Source organism: Exiguobacterium sp. UBA3491 (genome assembly GCF_002377745.1).
Taxonomy (GTDB): Bacteria; Bacillota; Bacilli; order Exiguobacteriales; family Exiguobacteriaceae; genus Exiguobacterium_A.
In genome coordinates, this window is record NZ_DFQK01000001.1 from 1,570 (window position 1) to 17,894 (window position 16,325).

The following is a 16,325-nucleotide window of genomic DNA, read 5'->3' on the forward strand; positions in this document are numbered from 1 at the left end:
GCGATATCATTTTCTTGAAGACGAACTTCTAAATCTAAGGGCAGAACCAGCTGGTTCATGTTATAATCTTTAAACATAAGGGCACCTCCGATGGTTATGGTTTGGTCACTTTAACTTTATCAGAGGTTGTCCTTATTTGTTTATTCAGAATCGGTTTTTCGTCATAGAACAAGGCCCTCGAAACGACTACACGTTTCGAGGGCCTTTCGTTTGTGAAACTGAGTTATGTCCCAGCCTCTTTTTGTTAGTTTTCAGAAGCATCATCTTTTTTCTTTTCATCTTGTTTCTTTTGTTGCTCTTGCTGTTTCTTTGCATCTGCCTCTTTTTTCTTAGCGTCCGCTTCAGCTTTCTTTTTTGCATCGGCTTCGGCTTTTGCATCGGCTTTTGCTTTTGCGTCGGCTTTTGCTTTTGCATCGGCTTTTGCTTTTGCATCGGCAGCACGTTTTGCGTCATCTGCTGCTTTTTTCTTTGCCTCAGCATCTGCTTTTTCTTTAGCTTGATCTTGTTGTTTTTGTTGATCTTCTTTCTTCTGTGCGTCTGCCTCTTTTTTCTTTTCTTCTACTTCTTTCTGTTTCTTCGCTTCTGCTTTTTTCTTTGCTTCTTCTGCTTTTTTCTTCTTATCTTCTTCTTTGAAGCGACCACTGTTTTGGAAGTCATTTGCTGTTACAGAAGATGGTTGCGTGAAGCGGGCGCCAGATTTGAAGTAACTGCTGTTCGCACCATACGATGCATTCGCCATCTGTGACCAGAGCGTCTGCGTACGTTGGTAGTACGTTGACGGACCGATAAGTGAGTTGTTCTGGTCGTGTCCTGTCCAGACGGCAAGGGTTACGCCAGGAGTAGAACCAACAAGATAAGAGTCTTTGACATCGTTGGTCGTACCCGTCTTACCGGCCCAATCTCCCGGTACGTTCAGTCTAGCTTTAGCGAACGTCGCTGTACCTTTCGTGAAGACACCACGCATCATATCAAGTGTCAGGTAAGCTGTTCGTGGTTCATAGATCCGTTTTTTCTTCGGTTTTGCTTTATAGATATCTTTTCCGTCTTTCGTAATTTTCGAGATGATGTACGGTTGGACGAATTCACCATAGTTGGCAAGTGTCGCGTAAGCACCTGCGAGTTCGACAGGTGTGATTTCCATCGTTCCGAGTGCCGCAGAAGGGGCATAACGGATCGCATCAGGTACTTCAACTCCCATATCGACGAGTTTTTGAATCGAATTCGACATGTTCATCTTCTCGTAAATCTTAACGGCCGGTACGTTCAATGATAGTTCTAATGCCGTACGAACCGTTACATTACCACGGTAACGTCCACCTTCGTTCTTGATCGGACGGTCGCCAGGTTGACGTGGTACAGTCTGGTAGTAGTACTCTTCATCATTAACGGTAGACCCTGGTGTGATCAAGCGATTTTCAATCCCGTTCGAGTAAACGAGGATTGGTTTTGCCGTTGACCCGATTTGACGTTTGGCTTGGAATGCCCGGTTGAAATCGTCAGCTTTTCCATCGATATACCGTCCGCCGACGAATCCGAGGATACGTCCCGTTTCATTTTGAACCATGACTGCTGCTGTTTCTTCTGGATCCTGTTTCGAAACGCTTTTTTTCGTTTTTGGATCGACGACTTGTTTGTATTGCATGCTTCCTGGGAAGTTCGCACTGTTCTTCGCAGGTTGTTGCATCGCTTCATGAATTTTTTTATCAAGTGTCAAGTGAACTTTGTAGCCGCCTTGGCGCAGTGCAACAAGTGCTTGATCTTGATAGTTGGCACGCACTTCTGCCAGTTCAGACGGTTTCACTTCATCTTCTTTCACGCCATCTTGTTTCATCAGATACTTCGTCATGATTTTCGTCGCTTCACGTTCGGCTAAATCGTAGACATACGGATACGTATCACGAGAACGTTTTGATTGTTTCGCGAAATCTTTCGTAATATCATGCTTGATTGCTTTTTCGTACTGTTCCTTCGTGATGTTTTTCGCGACATACATCCGCTTCAATACTGTTTTCATCCGGTTGACGCTTGGCGTCAAGTCCTTTTTGACGACGCCACCTTGAAGGTAAGGGGTGTAGTAATAAGGGTTTTTAGGAATCCCAGCGAGAAAAGCTGCTTGTGGTAACGTCAGTTTTTTCGCGGATTTGTTGAAAACTCCTTGTGATGCAGCCTCGATCCCCGCGATGTTACGACCGAGTGAATTGCGACCGAATGAGACGACATTCAAGTACGCTTGTAAAATTTCATCTTTTGACATCGCGTTTTCAAGGCGCAATGCTAAAAGAATTTCTTTCGCTTTCCGTTCGAATGAGACTTCGTTCGTCAAGATTTGGTTTTTGATTAATTGTTGTGTTAGCGTACTTCCGCCTGTGCGCGACGCAGAATTCGTTAGTTCTTGTAGAACTGCTCGTAATGTCGCTTTTGGAACGACACCATCGTGTTGATAGAAGTCTACATCTTCTGTTGATAAAAGCGCATCGATCAAGTAAGGAGAAATCTTCTTGATATCGACAGGCTGACGTTCTTCATCTGTTGAGATGTTCGTCAGCTTTTCACCACTTCCCCAATAAATTTGGCTTGTGACGGCATAGCTATTGACTTGTTGTTTCATCTCAGTCAATGGTGGTGCTTTTGTGTCCTTGACGAGCGAAGCGAAATAGCCGCCCGCTGCACCAACAGAAAAACTACCAACGAGTAAGACAGCTATGATGAGGAACAAAATGATGTTCCATGAAACATCATATGTGATATTTGACCAGTGCCGAACGGCTTTCGTCCGGGGATGATTCCAAAACTTGAACCAGTTCTCGCGCATAAATGATCTCCTTTGCATCTTAAACTTAGGTGTAAATTAATATTAAATCACAGATAGACGTATTATACCATAAATCTACTAATGAAATCGGACTTGACAGCGGATTCGCCTTCAACGTATCATGAAATCATCTTATTTTCGTATATTGCGCTAAACCATGATCGGAATATAGTAGTAAGTCACTCCCTGTGACAGAGACCTAGTGGTGCTGCGAACTAGGACACAGTGAACTTACGAATTACGCTTCCAGGAGTTTCTTGAGAAATCAAGCGGTCCGTCCCGTTATCGACGAACCAAGTGGTCCTTTTACACAAAAGGACAATTAGGGTGGTACCACGGAATATTCCGTCCCTTCGTTTTAGACGAAGGGACGGTTTTTTTTGTTAATAGTGAACTTTAGGAGGAGAAACAATGACGTTATTAGAGGATTTAGAATTTCGCGGGTTAATTAACCAAATGACAGATGAAGAAGGGCTGAAAACATTACTCGAGAATCCGACGACGCTTTACACAGGCTTCGATCCAACAGCAGATTCACTTCACATCGGACACTTGTTGCCGATTTTAGTCTTAAAACGATTCCAACAAGCGGGTCACCATGTCGTAGGTCTCGTTGGAGGGGCAACTGGGATGATTGGGGATCCGAGTGGTCGCGCAACGGAACGGTCATTGAACACATCGGATATCGTCGAAGAGTTCGCGAATCGGATTAAAGATCAACTGTCACGTTTCTTACCACTTGAAGGTGAAAATCCGGTCACGATTGCCAATAACTTAGACTGGACGAAAGATTTGACAATCATCGATTTCTTACGTGATATCGGAAAACACTTCCCGGTCAGCTACATGCTTGCGAAGGACTCTGTTGATTCACGTCTTCAAAACGGTATCTCATTCACTGAGTTCTCATACATGTTACTTCAATCGTTTGACTTCTTGAAACTTTACGAAGACAAAGGATGCCGTCTTCAAGTAGGAGGTAGCGATCAGTGGGGGAACATCACAGCAGGGATGGAGCTGATTCGTCGTGCTGGTCATGAAGAAAAAGCATTTGGATTGACAGTACCGCTCGTTACGAAAGCGGATGGTCAGAAATTTGGTAAGACAGCTGGCGGTGCGGTTTGGTTAGATGCTGATAAAACATCTCCGTACGAGTTCTACCAGTTCTGGTTCAACGTAGACGACCTCGACGTCATCAAATTCTTAAAATACTTCACGTTCTTGACGCACGAAGAACTCGATGCGCTTGCAGAAGAAGTCAAGGCAGCACCAGAGAAGCGCGTCGCACAACGGCGTCTCGCAGAAGAAATGACAGTTCTTGTCCATGGTGAAGAAGGTCTGACACAAGCACAACGTATTACGACGGCACTCTTTAGCGGAGATATTAAATCGTTGCAAGTCGAAGATATCGAAGATGCGTTTAAAGGAATGCCGCGCTTTACACTCGGCGAAGCGAAGAACCTGGTCGATGTTCTCGTTGAGGCGAAGATCAGTCCGTCAAAACGTCAAGCACGTGAAGACGTCACGAACGGTGCGATCTACCTGAACGGAGAACGCGAGCAAGACTTAACGAAAGAAATCACTGAATCAGATGCAATCGGTCGCTTTACGATCGTACGTCGCGGAAAGAAAAAATACTTCGTCGTCGAGCATGCTTGATGATAAACGAAACGCTCCCTGCACATAGATGCAGAGAGCGTTTTTTAAGCTGTCCGGAATAAGCGGAGTGGTAACAAACGAACGGCGATCGTCGTGGCAATGACGGCTTTGATCGTATCCCATAGGATGAAGGGGTAGTTGATCGCAAAAGCATCTTTAAACGACAGATCGAGTACAGCCATCAGACCAAATGTCCCGAGCAAGTAGACTAAACCAAGTCCGAAGACGATCATTCCAATAAAGAGTGGCACGAAGCGACGCGTTTTTTCAGCGACGAGACCGATGAAGAAGCCGGCAATCGGAAAGGCAATCAAATAACCGGCAGTTGGTCCGACAAACGGAGCAAGTCCACCTTTTCCGCCGAGAACAGGGAGACCAGCAGCTGCGAGCAATAAGAAGATCAAGACAGCAAGTCCACCGCGTTTTCCACCGAGAATGGCACTGACCGTCATGATGGCGAGCATCTGGAGTGTGATTGGAACAGCACCGACGAGTTGGATTTGTGGCATAGAACTGACGGCTGCAATGATGGCAGCACCGAGGGCGATGAACGTTAAATCTCTTGTTTTCATGAATGAAGTCCTCTTTTCTATTTGTGTTAACTATGTATATTTATAGGTTAACACAAATGGATGGAAGCCGTCACTATTTTCTTAAGACCAGGTATACATTTTAGTCATAGGTATAAAAAAGCACCCACCGAAGTGGGTGCTGGAACAATCGATTAACGTGAGTAGTACTCGACGACGAGTTGTTCTTGGATTTGATCGTTCAATTCAGAACGCTCAGGAAGACGGACGAACGTTCCTTCGAGCTTCTCAGCATCGAAAGTAACGAAGTCTTTAGTTGCTGGAGCAACTTCGAGTGCTTCTTTGATAACGACAAAGTTCTTCGATTTTTCGCGAACTGAGATCGTTTGACCTGGTTTCACGCGGAATGATGGGATATCAACGCGTTGTCCATCAACTTGGATGTGACCGTGGTTGACGAGCTGACGAGCAGCGCGACGTGTACGAGCCATACCCATACGGTAAACGACGTTATCAAGACGTGCTTCAAGTAAGAACATGAAGTTCTCACCGTGGATACCAGGCATTTTGCCAGCATCGTTGAAGATACGGTTGAATTGACGTTCGTTTACTCCGTACATGTGACGAAGTGTTTGCTTCGCTTGAAGTTGAAGACCGTACTCAGACATTTTACGACGGCTGTTACCGTGTTGACCTGGTGCGTAAGGGCGTTTTGCGATTTCTTTTCCTGTTTCAGTAAGTGAGATACCGAGACGACGTGAGAGTTTCCAAGCTGGACCTGTATAGCGAGCCATAATAAGACTCCTCCTTATTGTTCGTTATTATTTGCATAAAAATAATAACGCCATCAAACCCACGTTACGCCCATTTCATGATGTGGCACCCTCGCTTGATAGCAAAGTTACACGATGCCCCTCCGGTTATTCACCGAGTCATGAAATGTGATACGTAAGCGATTTGACCGCTATCGTTATCATTTCTGCACTTTTACAAGTATACGGTGTGGACAATCGACTGTCAATCAGAATTACAGATGACGAAGCAGCGTCGTACAGAATGCTTCTAAACCAGCTTGATCGACTTCATCGAAACGGTTGAATTCTGGGCTGTCGATATCGAGGACGCCGATCGTTTGGCCGTCTTTGACGAGTGGAATGACGATTTCAGAATTCGATGCCGCGTCACATGCGATGTGACCTGGGAATTGATGAACGTCTTCGATGCGTTGTGTCGTCTGTTCTGCTGCGGACGTTCCGCAAACACCACGACCGAATGGAATACGGACGCATGCTGGAAGTCCTTGGAATGGTCCGAGGACGAGTTGGTTTTGCTCGGTATCCGTCAAATAAAAACCGACCCAGTTGATACGGTCAAGGAACTGATTGAGTAACGCGCTCGCATTCGATAAGTTCGCGACTTGATTGTCTTCTCCCATTAATAAAGCATCCAGTTGTTTTGATAGCATGTCATATTGTTTCGTCCGGTCACCTTCATATGTCTTTGTTTCGAACATAATAAAAATTCCTCCCGTGAAAAGCGTATTTTTTTTAGTTTAACGAGTTTTCGTGTAGCTGACAAACAATTGATTTTTGGAAAAAGGATTCAAAACAGCGGAAGAAATCAGGAAAAGCCTTTGTAAATCTATGCAAAACGGTTGCGCTATACTATTATAAGGATAAGATTATTGCGATTTAGAGAAAATCTAAAGTCGTACGACAGAGTGGAGGTCGTGACAAATGTGGGCATGGGTGATCGGAGTCATCGTCATCGTATTACTCGTCATGCTATTCAGCATGATCAGTCGAAAAAAATACTACACGAAAATCGATGAACTTGATATGCGCAAGCAAGGCATCGTCAGTGCATCGATTCCGAAGGAGTTGCAGGACTTAAAGCAACTACCGATGGCGGGTGAGACGGAGACGAAGTTCAGCTCCTGGCATCAAGCGTGGGAAGAGTTGTTAACGGTCCACGTCGCCCAAATCGATGAAACCCTTTACCGAGCGGAAGAAGCGCTCGATAAATACCGGTTCATCGCCGTCAAGAATGACCTTGAAGTAACGGAACAATTGATTGCGGAACTCGAAGGATTGATCGATGAGATGCTCGTCGAGATGTCGACGTTCAAAACGAATCAATCGGTTCTAGCGGAGTTGAAAGCGCAAGGGGAAGCCGATTCAGGGCAAGTTCGGAAATCGTTATTGATCCAAGCGAACTCATTCGGTCCGGCGCTCGCGCGTCTGGAAGAACGAAGTGAACAAATCGACGCGCACTGGAATGAGATGTGTCAGTACGAAGCTTCGGGTGAAGTGACGAAGGCGTATGAAACAAGCTTGTTACTCGAGCAAGAAGTAGCGACGACACGTCACCTTGTCGAGCTCGTACCGAAACAATGGAAGATTCTCGCTCATGAATTGCGTCAACGGATTGATCAGCTCGGAGCGGGTTATAAGGAAATGTCGTTAGATGGGTATCCACTTGAGCCCCTCGGTCTTCAATCTGAGATCAAACGGTTCGAGGAACAACGTTTAAGTCTTGCTGAAAAAATCGAGAGACTTGAAGTCGATAGTTTGGAAGAGGCGATTCAACAGTTATCAGCCGACGTTGATCAAATGTACGATACGTTCCGTCGTGAAGTTGATGCACGTCATCAAGTAAAAAAAGAAAATCAATCCTTGAAACAAAAAGCATTACGGATGCGCGAACGGATTCATCAGTTAGCACAAGAGTTCAGCATTTTACGTGAAAAGTATGAAATCTCAGCAGATCTTGGAATTCACTACGAAACGATCCAACGTGACGAAGAGCTACTATTTGAAGCGGCAAAAGATCTCGATGAGTCGATTGCTGGGAAAATCATTCCGTTCAGTATGCTCGAAGATCAAATGCGCGATGCGATTCGCTTAGAGGAACAGTTGATGATTCAGTACGAACGCTTTACGGTCGAACTTCAAGCGCTTCGAAAAGAAGAGACAGAAGTGCGCGAACGGATCGTCGAATGGCGTCATCAGCTCTCGCAAACACGTCTTCGTCTGAAACGACTTGGATTACCGAACTTACCAACGGAAGTCGAAGAAGCACTACGTAATGCGAATCGTTCGCTACAGACGCTTGAGACACGGCTCGAAGAGTTACCGTTTAATGTCCGATCGATCGTTGCACAAAGTCAAGACGTCCAAGAAACGTTTAAACATGTGCAAGAACGGTTAGATACATTAGTGTTCGAAGTCACGTATGCCGAACGGCTCGTCCAGTATGCGAACCGATACCGTCGCCACGACAATGAGATACATATGTCGCTGACGATCGCGGAAACGAAGTTCTTAGCGGGAGACTATGAACGTACGATCATCTTAGCGGAACGTGTCCTAAATGAATACGATCCGGACGCGATCGAACGCATTAAACGATCGTGTGCACCAGAGGAAACGTTGCACGTTTAAATCAGGATCGACAATTCAGGGTGACCGTCATGGTCACCCTATTTTTGTAAAAAGAGGAGTGAGTAGAATGGGAACACTATACGTAAACGGATTGATTCGGACGATGGCACATGAAGAGGACGTCCATTCAGCGATGTTCGTCGAGAAGACGCGGATCATCGCAATGGGGGAGGAAGGAAAACTACGTCGACGTTTCGGTAGACGTATTGAACAGATTCAAGACTTGAACGGAAAAGCTGTTTATCCAGCCTTCACAGACGCACATATTCATCTGATTGGCTACGGGGAAGCGATCAACCGTGTCGATGCCTCGCGTTATACGACGCTTGAAGCATTAGGACAAGCTTTCCTCAAGGCAGAACCAATCAATGGGATTCACGTGGCGGAAGGATATGACGAAACGAAACTTGACCGTGCGCCGACAAAAGCATGGCTGAATCAGTTGTTCCCGGACGTTCCTGCCTTATTAAAACGGACAGACCGGCATACCGCACTTGTCAACGATGTTTTATTCCAACAGCTCGGCTATAAAGCATCGACTGTCATCGATGGTGGAAAGATCGGCTTATCGGATAACGGCGAAGCTGACGGATTTTTGTACGATGCGGCGCTTGAACCTTTGTATGCGTTACAAGCTGGAAACTTAGAGCGAAACAAATCGTCACTCCGGTCAGCAATTAAGAACTTATATCAATACGGCATCATTGCGGCACACACAGAAGATTTATCGTATCACGGAGATGTCGCGGAAATCCTCCAAGCATATAAAGAAGTGACAGAAGAGACAGGCTTCCATACACATCTACTCGTTCATCATCTTGTCATCGATGAGTTCGTGCAACAGCAACCAATTTTGCCATCAACGATGTCAATTGGTGCGATGAAACTATTCGTCGACGGTGCACTCGGAGGACGGACAGCTCTACTTGGTCGTGGTTATTCTGATGATCCGACGACACGTGGCATCGAAGTGCATACGCCAGAACAACTCGAACAACTCGTCAAGCGTGCACGTAGTTACGGGTTCACAGTTGCGGCACATGTCATCGGTGACTTAGCGATTGAACGATTCGTACAGGTGCTCGAGAAATATCCAGCACCAAAAGGCAAGCGGGATCGGATCATTCATGCGACGGTCGTTCGACCAGAAACGCTTGCACGAATTCGGAAGTTACCGGTCTTGATTGACGTTCAACCGGTCTTTTTACTGGATGACGCAGACTTCATCGTCGATCGACTCGGATTGAACCGCTTAGACTGGAGTTATCGTTTACGTTCGTTAGCTGAGACCGGCGCATTATTATGCGGTGGGGCAGATGCACCGATCTCTGACCCCGATGTCCGGCGTTCCCTGTATGCAGCGACGGAAGGAACAGCGGGACGTGTCAATAAGGCGAATGAGACGTTATCGATGTACGAAGCCTTGTTACTCTTTACGAAAAATCCACATCTCGCGACCGAGACACATGGACGCAAAGGATTACTCCTACCAGGATACGATGCCGATTTCGTCATCTTTGAAGAAGACTTCTATCGCTTGCGTGGGGAAGCCATCTTGAATAACCGTTTAGTGGAGACTGTCCAAGCTGGTAAAACCGTCTATCAGGCAGAAGCAGCCTTAATTTGATGTTGCTTCTGCATAGTGCGAAATAGCTTCCGAATAGAAAGAAGATAGTCCAGGTGCATACGCATCATAGTAGGCACGAAACCGGTCGTCGGACACATACATCTGGCCGAGTGAGGCAAAAATAGATAACTCACATGGATAATAGTACGTATCGATGAAGTCATGTTGTTCTTTCACGATTTGTTGAACGTCTGGATCTGTCGCCTTGTGCCCGTCGCGGTAGAGGGTCGTCAAGCGCTGATCGAGTTGCTTATGCATGGCGCTCAGTTGTTCTTTCTCATTCGGGGTACGTTGTTTTTGTCTTTTTGCACTGATTCGATAGGCGTCGGTGTCACCGTAGTGTTGTTGGACTTCATCTGCATGTTGTTTTTCGTGCATGACGATCTCTTCGTGACGTAAACCGCGGAATAATTGTTCATCTTTCATGGGGAGTCCTCCTATTAAAGTGAGTAATGTTTGTTCAGCGAGTTGAGCGAGCATCTGATAATGCGAAGCTTTTTCTTGAAGTAGTACAATTTGTTTTTTCAATATCATCGTGTGATGACTGGAGTCAGATTGTGTAAGTAATCTTTGGATTTCTGACAGCGGAAAATCAAGAGAGCGATAGAGAAGGATTTGTTGTAAACGTAAAAGATCCTCACTGCTATAATATCGGTGACCGGCATCGTTGCGCTTTGGCACAAGGAGACCGAACGTCTCATAATGATAAAGCGTTCGTTTTGTGACTCCGGTAAGTTTGGCGATTTCCTGAGTGGAATACATCATCTGTGTACCTCCTTTGATTGGAGTATAAGGGGTGACGTAACGGAAGACGCAATAAAAAAATCTGCCTCTTCAGGGCAGATTTTTTTATTGTCATAAGAATGAGCGTTGAATCTTATGCCAAAATGTATTGTTCGTTAATTTGACGGTTTTAAGTTCTTTTTCAGAGAGCTGGATATCGACTGAATCCGTTCGTGTCAGGCTGAGTGCTTCGTTATCCATCCCGATGATCGGATAATCGTTTCCGTCCTCAATGATGCGTAACGAGAGTTTACGTCCGCGGTTCAATAGGAAAGCAGAACCGAGTGTCCGGTACCGGTTATTGTTAACGGAAGCGATCTCGCTGACTTGAAGACAGTGGATCAATGGATCGACAATCGCACCAGAAAGTGACTTGTTATAAGCCGTAGATCCCGTCGGTGTTGAGATGACCATTCCATCCCCGCGGAATGTCTCAAACAGGAAGTCATCGATATAGACTTCGATTGCGAGTGATTTGATGATGCTCGACTTTACGGAACATTCGTTCAGACAGAGCATCGGTGGTCCACCGTTGATGGATGCTTCAAGTAGTGGATAACGACGTACTTCGATTTCGCCATCCGAGACACGATTGCCCGTCTCTTTAAAGATTGCTTCGACCGCAGAAAGATCATTGATATCAAAATCACAGTAGAACGAGTTTGGTCCTTCAGCGAATCCGACATAGATCGCATCATCACGGAAACCTGTGAAGCGTGCCGCTTGCAAGAAAGCCCCATCTCCACCAATCGAGACGATGATGTTTGCTTGTCGATGATCTTGGACGACATTCAGTCCGTATCGTGTACCGACATCGATCAACTTTCGCACCTGCGTCTCGTGTCTTTGTGTATTTCGGTAGTACAGGTAGACATTATTTCGAGCCATGGTCAATTCCCCCTTGAAAGCGTTTCATGAACTCTTTTATTATACCTGTTTTTTAGAAAGACGGGTACTGAAGTCCATCAATTATGGCAGAATACTTGCCATCTTCGCAGATCATTCCTATAGTTAAATAGAAAATACAGTATATCCAATCAGGGGAAAAGGGGAATTCATATGGCAACGTTTAAAGGAAATCCAATCACACTTCAAGGTACAGCGGTTCAAGTCGGACAAACAGCACCGGACTTTCAAGTGTTAGCTAACGACTTATCGCCTGTAACACGTGATACATACCAAGGTGTTCGAATCATCAGTGTCGTCCCATCAATCGATACAGGGGTATGCGATGCACAGACTCGTAAATTTAACGAAGAAGCAGCTAGAATCGAAGGTGTGACGGTCATGACGATCTCAAACGACCTTCCGTTCGCGCAACGTCGTTGGTGTGCGTCAAGTGGTCTTGATCAAGTCGTGACATTGTCTGATCACCGTGATCTTTCATTCGGTACACAGTACGGCGTGGCAATCGAAGAATTACGTCTGCTTGCTCGCTCTGTCTTCGTCTTAGATTCGAACAACGAAATCACGTATGTCGAATACCTCGAAGAATCAACGGATGAGGTAAATTTCGAAGCAGCACTCGCTGCAGCACGTGAAGCGAAGTAAGAATAGTTTACAAACGACGCTGAAGCGTTACAATGGAACTAATGATAGAAACGGCTCCCGCTCTACGGGGGGCCGTTTCGTTTTGGAGAGGATGACGTACATGGAGCCGTTAGAAAAGTTATATAAGGAATTAACACGTCAAACAAAACAAATCGAACGTGATCTTGATATGCCTTACCTAGAAGCGTTGACGACTGTGATTGACCGGTTGAACGATCGCCATACTGAAAATGTAGACAAAGAGGTCATTCGAAAGGCAGTATCGCTTGCTATTTTAGAAGGGATGAAACAAGCGCAACCGAACCATTTGCCGACGCCAGACAGCGTCGCTTTGTTTGCTGGTTATCTAATCGGGAAATTGGTAGGTAAGGAGGACATCCGACTACTTGAATTAGGAAGTGGAACAGGTGGTATGTTACACGCTGTCTTGAGTCAGCTTTCGACGGGCACATCTGCTGAAGCAGTTGAGGTAGATGAGACGTTAATTCGTTTATCGGCAGCTGTAACGGAATTACTCGACTACCCTGTTACGTATACGCATCAAGATGCGTTACGACCTTTGTTGCTAGATCCAGTTGATCTTGCGATGGCTGATCTCCCAGTCGGTTATTATCCGGATGAAGAGGCTGCTGCTTCTTACATCTTGAAACGAGATGAGGGCATGAGCTATAGTCATTTCTTATTGATCGAACAAGCGATGCAATACGTCAAACCAGGTGGCTTCGGTGTTTTTGTCATTCCGAACGGTTTGTTCCAGCATGATACGGAAGGCAAGTTGAAACAGTACTTTGAATCAAAAGCGCACGTCATTGGCATTTTACAATTGCCGTTAACCATGTTCAAACAAGAACAGGCAGCAAAAAGTTATTTGATCGTCCGTAATCATTTAGCCGGTATGAAGATGCCAAAACAAGCGTTACTTGCTGAACTACCATCTTTCACAGATGCCCGTGCGTTTGGTGGTATGGTGAAACAGATTGATGAATGGATTAACACAGAATTAAAATGAATTACGCAAAGTGATTGAAATCTGTCGTTAATTTGACTATTCTAGTTGTAGAACAGAAATAGAAGAAAACCTAAACAGATGTGAATGTTCATTGGATTCAAATGGAAAAGGGGAAAAATCATGGCAAAAATTATGGCGGTAAACGCAGGTAGTTCGTCTTTGAAGTTCCAATTGCTCGAAATGCCGAACGAAACGATGACTGCAGTCGGACTCGTTGAACGTGTCGGTAAAGACGATGCAATCTTTACGATTAAATATGGTGAAGGACAAAAGTATACAGATGTCCTCCCGCTTGCAACACATAAAGAAGCAGTCGAGTTATCACTCGAAAAATTAATGGAGTTCGGAATCATCTCGTCTTACGATGAGATTAAAGGTGTCGGACATCGTGTTCTTCATGGTAAAGAAAAATATGCAGACTCTGTATTGATCACGGATGAAGTCATGCAAGATATCGAGTCGTATACAGAACTCGGACCACTTCACATTCCACCAAACTTGATCGGAATCCGGGCATTCCAAGCATTGCTTCCGGAAGTGCCGCAAGTGGCGGTCTTCGATACGGCGTTCCATCAAACGATGCCAGAAGAAAACTTCCTTTACAGCTTACCGTATGATTACTACACAGAATACGGTATCCGTAAATATGGTTTCCACGGTACGAGCCACAAATATGTTACGGAACGTGCATCTGAATTACTCGGTCGTCCATTAAAAGACCTTCGTTTGATCTCATGTCACTTAGGTAGCGGAGCATCAATCGCAGCAGTTTCGGGTGGCGAATCAATCGATACGACGATGGGCTTCACACCGCTTGAAGGGATCACGATGGGAACACGTTCTGGTTCACTCGACCCAGCTTTGATTCCATTCTTAATGGAGAAAACAGGGAAAACAGCGGAAGAAGTCTTGAACGTCATGAACAAAGAGTCTGGAATCTACGGACTCTCAGGTCTTTCAAGTGACTTGCGTGACGTCCAAACGGCTGCGAAGGAAGGAAACCACCGTTCAGAGATGGCACTCCGTATCTTCGCGAACCGTATCCACGGATACATCGGGCAATATGCTGCTGAGATGAATGGTGTTGATGCCATTATCTTCACAGCTGGTGTTGGAGAAAACTCAGATTCAATCCGTGAGCGTGTCCTACGTGGTCTCGAATTCATGGGCGTTTACTGGGATCCATCACTCAACAATGGAGCTCATGGAGAAGAACTCTTCATTAACTATCCACACTCACCAGTCAAAGTCATTATCATTCCAACGAATGAAGAATTGATGATCGCACGTGATACAGTTCGTGTTGGTGGATTGGTTGCTCAAAACGCATAATTTTAAAAAGGACTGAATCGTTAATACGACGATTTAGTCCTTTTTTTGATGAAATCCCAGAAAAGTGATACACGAACGTATGATCTATTGTTACGACGATTGTCATACAACGAAAAAAGAAGCGTCATCATCGTAAAAATAAACCTAAAAAAGAGTCGTTTCTTAAAAAAATTAGTCTTTTGTAACATAACGGTAATAGTACAGACATATTTTTGTGGTCTATATGTAACGGCACTACCTGCTTTTGTCATGTATATTAATCTCAGTTAACAAACACGAAACAATGATGGAGGAGAAAATACATGATGAAACGAATGCTCGCAAGTGTTTTAACGGTCGTGTTAGCACTCAGTTCGTTCGCAGGTCTTCAAGCAGAGGCTGCAACTAAGAAAAGCGTCAAGTCAACAGTCGATAGCCTAGTCATTCGTCAAAAAGCTACTACTTCTTCGAAGAAGCTCGGTCTTCTATATAAGAACCAAACGTTATCGTACAAAGCAAAAACAGGGAACTGGTACAAAGTAAGCTACAAAGGTAAGACGGCTTATCTTAGCGCGAGTTACTCGAAAGTCGTGACGTCAAGCGGATCAAAAAAACAATCTACGGGCGGTTGGAAAACAGTCACGAATGTGAGTGCGACAGCCTATACACCGTATGATCCAGGCAGTGGCAACCTGACAGCAATCGGTTGGAACATCAAAAGCTCGAAAAAGAAAGTCGTAGCTGTTGATCCACGTGTCATTCCACTTCGTTCGACAGTCAAAGTGTATTATAAAGGGAAATTGAAAGGGACATATACAGCTGCTGATACTGGCGGTGCCATCAAAGGTAAGAAGATGGATATCCTTTACTACTCTCGTTCAGAAGCATTCAACTGGGGTCGTCGTACCGTTACAGTAAAATACAAATGATTTCAAACCATCGGACATCGGTTCGATGGTTTTTTGTTTAAGCAGGTCATCAAAAAGCCTCTCTTCCTTTGAGATGAAGGGAGAGAGGCTTTTGATGGAAGAGTGGTTCATAAACGAACAATCAAGACGTCACATTTTGCGTAACGCGTAATGCTTTCAGAGACACTACCGATGAAGAAACGCTCAACAGCGTTTAAGCCGGTCGCGCCACAAATGATTAAATCAGCATCGTGATTAGGAGCAAGTTTTTTGGCAATCGTGACTTTTGGAGAACCGTATTCAATTGCAACTTCGACTTCCTGTACACCGCGATCTTGAGCGGTCTTGACATATTCGTCTAGCAATTCCTTCGCGTAAGATTCAGCACGTTCCGTGATAGTACGGTCATATGCTTCTACTGTTGCGAACGTCCGTGTATCAATGACGTGTGCGATGATCAATTTTGCATCATTTCGCAATGAAACATCGATTGCCGTCTCGAAGGCACGTTCTGCCTCTTTTGAGCCATCTACTGCTACAAGTACATTATGATAGACGATTGCCATGATGAATCCATCCCTTCGTAATCGATATGATGAGTACACCCTAATTATACCATTCTCTTACTGGAAGCGGACGAAACATTCAACGAGTTCTAAAAATTGTCCTACCTTTCTATTCCATCGTAAAAT

At 45.0% G+C, this 16,325-nt stretch carries 14 protein-coding genes and 1 other annotated feature; of the genes, 7 read left to right on the top strand and 7 right to left on the bottom strand.

The window, feature by feature from the left end:
• Positions 1-244: 244 nt before the first annotated feature.
• Positions 245-2,812: a transglycosylase domain-containing protein gene (locus B4F99_RS00010; RefSeq protein WP_290754609.1), complete on the bottom strand. Its 2,568-nt coding sequence runs from the start codon at positions 2,810-2,812 to the stop codon at positions 245-247.
• 148 nt (positions 2,813-2,960) lie between these two features.
• Positions 2,961-3,168, top strand: a binding site (T-box leader).
• A gap of 55 nt (positions 3,169-3,223) precedes the next feature.
• On the opposite strand from B4F99_RS00010, the gene tyrS reads away from it, so the two are divergent.
• Entirely contained in the window at positions 3,224-4,471 is a 1,248-nt protein-coding gene (tyrS, locus tag B4F99_RS00015; RefSeq protein ID WP_214852806.1) for a tyrosine--tRNA ligase, read from the top strand.
• A 44-nt stretch (positions 4,472-4,515) separates the two neighbouring features.
• On the opposite strand, the gene B4F99_RS00020 is transcribed toward tyrS, so the two are convergent.
• From B4F99_RS00020 to B4F99_RS00030, 3 genes are all read right to left on the bottom strand, one after another.
• A complete protein-coding gene (locus B4F99_RS00020) occupies positions 4,516-5,043 on the bottom strand; it encodes a biotin transporter BioY (protein ID WP_214852809.1) in 528 nt (175 codons plus the stop codon).
• 152 nt (positions 5,044-5,195) lie between these two features.
• Positions 5,196-5,795, bottom strand: a complete 600-nt coding sequence (gene rpsD, locus B4F99_RS00025; RefSeq protein ID WP_214852823.1) for a 30S ribosomal protein S4 — start codon at positions 5,793-5,795, stop codon at positions 5,196-5,198.
• Between the two features lie 233 nt (positions 5,796-6,028).
• Positions 6,029-6,514 (bottom strand): GAF domain-containing protein, encoded by a 486-nt coding sequence (locus B4F99_RS00030; RefSeq protein WP_023469058.1) that lies wholly within the window; start codon positions 6,512-6,514, stop codon positions 6,029-6,031.
• Positions 6,515-6,737: 223 nt separating this feature from the next.
• On the opposite strand from B4F99_RS00030, the gene ezrA reads away from it, so the two are divergent.
• The gene (gene ezrA, locus B4F99_RS00035; RefSeq protein ID WP_290754613.1) at positions 6,738-8,444 is read left to right on the top strand and encodes a septation ring formation regulator EzrA; all 1,707 of its coding nucleotides are present in this window, start codon (positions 6,738-6,740) and stop codon (positions 8,442-8,444) included.
• 67 nt (positions 8,445-8,511) lie between these two features.
• Positions 8,512-10,071 carry an amidohydrolase gene (locus tag B4F99_RS00040; protein ID WP_214852831.1) on the top strand — a complete coding sequence of 520 codons (1,560 nt, stop codon included), beginning with the start codon at positions 8,512-8,514 and terminating at the stop codon, positions 10,069-10,071.
• On the opposite strand, the gene B4F99_RS00045 is transcribed toward B4F99_RS00040, so the two are convergent.
• Complete coding sequence (locus tag B4F99_RS00045) at positions 10,063-10,836, bottom strand: MerR family transcriptional regulator (protein ID WP_214852834.1); 774 nt, start codon at positions 10,834-10,836, stop codon at positions 10,063-10,065. The two genes, B4F99_RS00040 and B4F99_RS00045, sit on opposite strands and share 9 nt — an antisense overlap.
• A 90-nt stretch (positions 10,837-10,926) precedes the next feature.
• Positions 10,927-11,742 carry an NAD kinase gene (locus tag B4F99_RS00050; RefSeq protein ID WP_023469054.1) on the bottom strand — a complete coding sequence of 272 codons (816 nt, stop codon included), beginning with the start codon at positions 11,740-11,742 and terminating at the stop codon, positions 10,927-10,929.
• A gap of 165 nt (positions 11,743-11,907) precedes the next feature.
• Between B4F99_RS00050 and tpx the strand changes: the two genes are divergently transcribed.
• The 4 genes from tpx to B4F99_RS00070 all read left to right on the top strand — a co-directional run bounded on the left by tpx (position 11,908) and on the right by B4F99_RS00070 (position 15,654).
• A complete protein-coding gene (gene tpx, locus B4F99_RS00055; RefSeq protein WP_214853208.1) occupies positions 11,908-12,405 on the top strand; it encodes a thiol peroxidase in 498 nt (165 codons plus the stop codon).
• A gap of 100 nt (positions 12,406-12,505) precedes the next feature.
• Positions 12,506-13,414 carry a class I SAM-dependent methyltransferase gene (locus B4F99_RS00060; protein WP_023469052.1) on the top strand — a complete coding sequence of 303 codons (909 nt, stop codon included), beginning with the start codon at positions 12,506-12,508 and terminating at the stop codon, positions 13,412-13,414.
• A gap of 120 nt (positions 13,415-13,534) precedes the next feature.
• On the top strand, positions 13,535-14,746 hold the full coding sequence (locus tag B4F99_RS00065) for an acetate kinase (protein ID WP_214852837.1): 1,212 nt from the start codon (positions 13,535-13,537) through the stop codon (positions 14,744-14,746).
• Positions 14,747-15,048: 302 nt separating this feature from the next.
• A complete protein-coding gene (locus tag B4F99_RS00070; protein WP_035406242.1) occupies positions 15,049-15,654 on the top strand; it encodes a 3D domain-containing protein in 606 nt (201 codons plus the stop codon).
• 107 nt (positions 15,655-15,761) lie between these two features.
• Here the strand turns inward: B4F99_RS00070 and B4F99_RS00075 are convergent, their stop codons facing one another.
• Complete coding sequence (locus B4F99_RS00075) at positions 15,762-16,199, bottom strand: universal stress protein (RefSeq protein ID WP_029342342.1); 438 nt, start codon at positions 16,197-16,199, stop codon at positions 15,762-15,764.
• Between the last annotated feature and the right edge of the window lie 126 nt (positions 16,200-16,325).